Annotated in this window: 1 protein-coding gene; it reads right to left on the minus strand. The window is 47.9% G+C overall.

Features of this window, described 5'->3' with window-relative positions:
* Positions 1-116: 50S ribosomal protein L10 (gene rplJ / locus LD028_RS18155; protein ID WP_369414819.1), on the minus strand; the 116-nt coding region annotated here is incomplete at its 3' end.
* Between the last annotated feature and the right edge of the window lie 168 nt (positions 117-284).

Raw genomic sequence — 284 nt, forward strand, 5'->3', positions numbered from 1 at the left:
TTGGTCACACTCTCCACGTCCATACCTTTGAAGTCGACGAGAAAAGCGGCTTTTGATTTGCCAAACTTTTCGGAAATGGAGCTTATCTCTTGCGCTTTGCGCTCTCTAGTCATCATAGACGAGATACCTCCTTTTCGTTCTTGGAATCTTTCGATTCCGGTTTAATGGTCGCGGAGCTTGATTGAGCGGAGGAAAATTTCCTCAGTCTCGGCGGGGTAGAGTTTTAAATCCAAAGATCCCTGCTGTCTCAGACCGCGTCTTAACGGCTAAGAGCACCATGCCCT

Origin of the sequence: Anoxybacillus sp. LAT27 (assembly GCF_022030075.1) — a bacterium.
Lineage (GTDB): Bacteria > Bacillota > Bacilli > Bacillales > Anoxybacillaceae > Anoxybacillus > Anoxybacillus kestanbolensis.